Below are 3,233 nucleotides of genomic sequence, written 5' to 3'. Positions count from 1 at the left end.
ACCATCATGAATAAGACAGGCTAAATCGTTCGGTTCTTATTTCCGGTGCTGGTTCAGCAGGGCAAAGTGTCGGCTACTGGCTGCGTCGTTACGGCTTCGAGCCGACTGTCGTCGAACGCTCGCCTGGCCCGCGCAAGGGCGGCTTTGCGATAGATCTTCGCGGTGCGGCGGTCGAGGTGGCCGATCGCATGGGCATATTGGAAGCCTGTCGCAAGGCGGCGGTCAACATGCGTGAAATCCGGCGGTACAACGCCGAGGGTGAGGTCATCTGGCAGACCGACGGAAACTTCGGAGCGGGCGAAGGTGTCGCTGGCGACGTCGAGGTGCTGCGGGACGACCTGACCGACATGCTTCAGGAAAGCGCCTGTGAAGGCGTGGAATATATCTTTGGAGATTCGATCACCTCGATCACCCAGGACGACGACGGCGTTAATGTGACGTTCGCGCATGGCGCGCCGCGCCGGTTCGATCTGGTGATCGGTGCGGATGGGCTACATTCCAAGGTTCGCGAGCTTACATTTGGTCCCGCGGATCAATTCAAGCGACCGCTGGGGCTTTATGCCGGAATATTCACGATCCCCAATACACTGAAGCTCGACCGTCAATGGCTGATGCGCCAGATGCCCGGAAAGATGATCAGCAACATCGACTATGGCCCGGGTAAGCACACGCGCGGCCTATTGGTATTTTCATCGCCACCGCTGGATTTCGATAGAAGCGACCTGGAAGCGCAGAAGGCAATCCTGGCCCAAGCGTTTGCTGGCGATACAAGCTGGGGCGTGCAGACTCTGCTAGATGGGCTCCGCATCAGCACCGACCTGTACTTCGACGAGGTGACACAGATACACATGCCGCGCTGGTCAAATGGGCGCGTCGTCCTGATCGGCGATGCCGGATACGCGCCTACATTGCTGACCGGGCAGGGAACGAGTCTCGCGGTTGTCGGCGCCTACGTGTTGGCCGGGGAACTCAAGGCGGCGGGCGGGGATTTCCAGATCGCTTTCGCGCGCTACGAGGAAGAAGCACGGCCATATGCCGAGCAGAATCAACGGATATTGACCGATTGTCCCGAAATGTCGGTACCCGCCACGAAAGAGGAAGTTGACAGGAGGGAAGAGCGTTTTCGCCTCCTGCAGGATGACCCAAATGCCGTGGAAGACGATGACTCTGCCGGTGTCTTTATCCAGTCCGCAGCAAACGCCATCCAATTAAAGGATTACGAGAAGGAGTGACTGTTTCGCGGGGTATCTCCTTTCCTCGCGGATAGATCGTTCGTGCATCAGTTTTTGCTGGGCTCGCATGACTGTCGGCTGTGCCGTCGGTCACTTGCCGACGCGTGGCTCACGCCCGGCTTCAAAGGATTTTCAGACGTATTTCGAATAGGAAGAGGACTTAATCATGGGTATCAAAACCGGGGATGACTACAGGACTTCGCTTCGGGACAACCGACAGTTATTTGTCGATGGGAAGTTGATCACGGATGTAACTGAGTATGGCCCGCTGAAGGGTGTGATAAACACCATCGCTGGTATCTACGACCAGCAGAATGACCCGTCACTCAAGGACATGCTGACCTTCAGGTCGCCTTCCACGGGAGACCTGGTGAGCAAAACCTATCTGGAGGCAAGAACGAAGGAGGAGTTCGAGCAACTGGCCGCCTGCTATCATATACGGGCCCAGACCACCTTCGGCCTTATGGGGCGATTGACCGATTTCATGTCGGCCTATCTCATGGACCAGGTTTGTGCGCTGCGCGTGCTGGGGAAGAACGAGGCAGCCGGCAAGGCCCAGAAGATCATCGACAATTGCCGGGAGAATGATCTTCAGGTCACCCACGCACTCATTGATCCCCAGACGGACCGATCGAAGGATGACGCGCCCAACGAAGCCGTTCGGGTCGTGGAGCGTCGGGCCGATGGTGTGGTGGTGAGCGGTTGCCGCCTGCTTTCGACGCTCGCCCCTGTCGCAAACGAATGCTATATCGGCCCCTATTTTCCACGCAAAGCGGGAGAGGAAGACTTTGTTCTTGCCTTCCAACTGCCCATGAATGCGCCGGGCCTTTCGATCCTGGCGCGCCAGACCTACGACACCGGCCAGAATCCCTTCGACCGTCCTTTGACCAGTCGTTTCGACGAGGGTGACGCCATTCTCGTCTTCGACGAAGTTTTCGTCCCGAACGAGCGCCTGATCGTCAACGGCGATCTCGAAGCCTATAACGGGATTATGCAGTTTGGCGCCGGCTATATGGTAATCCAGGCCTGTACGCGTTCGACAATGAAGATGCGCTTTCTGACCGGGATGGCAACGGCCGTTGCCCGCATGAACAAGCGCGACAAGACGCCCAAATTCCAGGCTGCGATCGGCGAGCTTGTCGGTTGGGTCAACATCGCCGAAGGTATCCGAACCGCGAGCATTGTCGATGCCCAAAGGCGCGTCGAGGCATTTTCCAGGGGCGAAAAAATAGCTGCGGGTGACGGCCTGGCGAGTCCGGTTTTTCGAACCGTTTCAGGCTTCGCAGCGCTTAATTTCCTGTTTCCTTATATCAATACCAAAGCCGTGGACGTCCTGCGATTGGCCGCAGGATCAGGTGTCCTGGCCCCGACTCAAGCCGACTATGAACGGCCGGAGGTCGGATCGATGATGGATCGCTACCTCATAGCTGAAGGCGTCGATTCCAGGGGGCGTCTGGAATTGCTGAAATTGGCCTGGGACATGACGGGTACCGAATTCGGTTCGCGCCAGGGCTTGTACGAGCGCCTCTACTCTGGCGATCCGGAGCGCAATGCCATTAACTGGTTTAAGAATCCGAGTACGGGGGAGTGCGCCTCGCTGATAGACAAATTCTTCCAGATGTGAGGGAGCTGTGGCCGGTCCGCGTCTTCGGCGGGTGAGGATCGGCCGCACCGCTTCGGCGCAAGTCGAAGCGGTAGTTCGGTCTCATGCGAGACGGTGTCTTGAGCCATATGTGAGGCGGGAAAACCGCAGTACAATGCGGCGTTCGACGCACCGTTAACTTGAGACCTTAGCGAAACACCGCGCGCACGCCGAGGCTGATCGCGGTGGCTGCTGTTAGAGACGGATACCCCCTTGATCGTCGGTCATACCGCTCGACTTTTGGCAAGATTGTTCATTTGCAACTAAAGCCAACTGATTAGGCAGCGGCGTGCTGGCCAGAACTTCCGCCTGCATGACCGAGATGCCGATTATACGCAGGTGAGAACGGCGGTGCAAAA

At 57.6% G+C, this 3,233-nt stretch carries 2 protein-coding genes; both read left to right on the top strand.

What is annotated here, in order from left to right; all coding sequences use genetic code 11:
* Nucleotides 1-38 precede the first annotated feature (38 nt).
* A complete protein-coding gene (locus SPHV1_RS03480) occupies nt 39-1,232 on the top strand; it encodes an FAD-dependent monooxygenase (protein ID WP_082430781.1) in 1,194 nt (397 codons plus the stop codon).
* Between the two features lie 166 nt (nt 1,233-1,398).
* Nucleotides 1,399-2,856, top strand: coding sequence for a 4-hydroxyphenylacetate 3-hydroxylase N-terminal domain-containing protein (locus SPHV1_RS03475; RefSeq protein ID WP_054944687.1), 1,458 nt, complete (start codon nt 1,399-1,401; stop codon nt 2,854-2,856).
* The last annotated feature ends 377 nt before the right edge of the window (nt 2,857-3,233 follow it).

The organism is Novosphingobium sp. KN65.2 (assembly GCF_001368935.1).
Lineage (GTDB): Bacteria > Pseudomonadota > Alphaproteobacteria > Sphingomonadales > Sphingomonadaceae > Novosphingobium > Novosphingobium mathurense.
This window is presented reverse-complemented; position numbering and strand designations above follow the sequence as displayed.

Coding starts and splice junctions, on each gene's coding strand:
- SPHV1_RS03475 (WP_054944687.1), top strand. CDS start 1,399: ATGGGTATCAAAACCGGGGATGACTACAGGACTTCGCTTCGGGACAAC.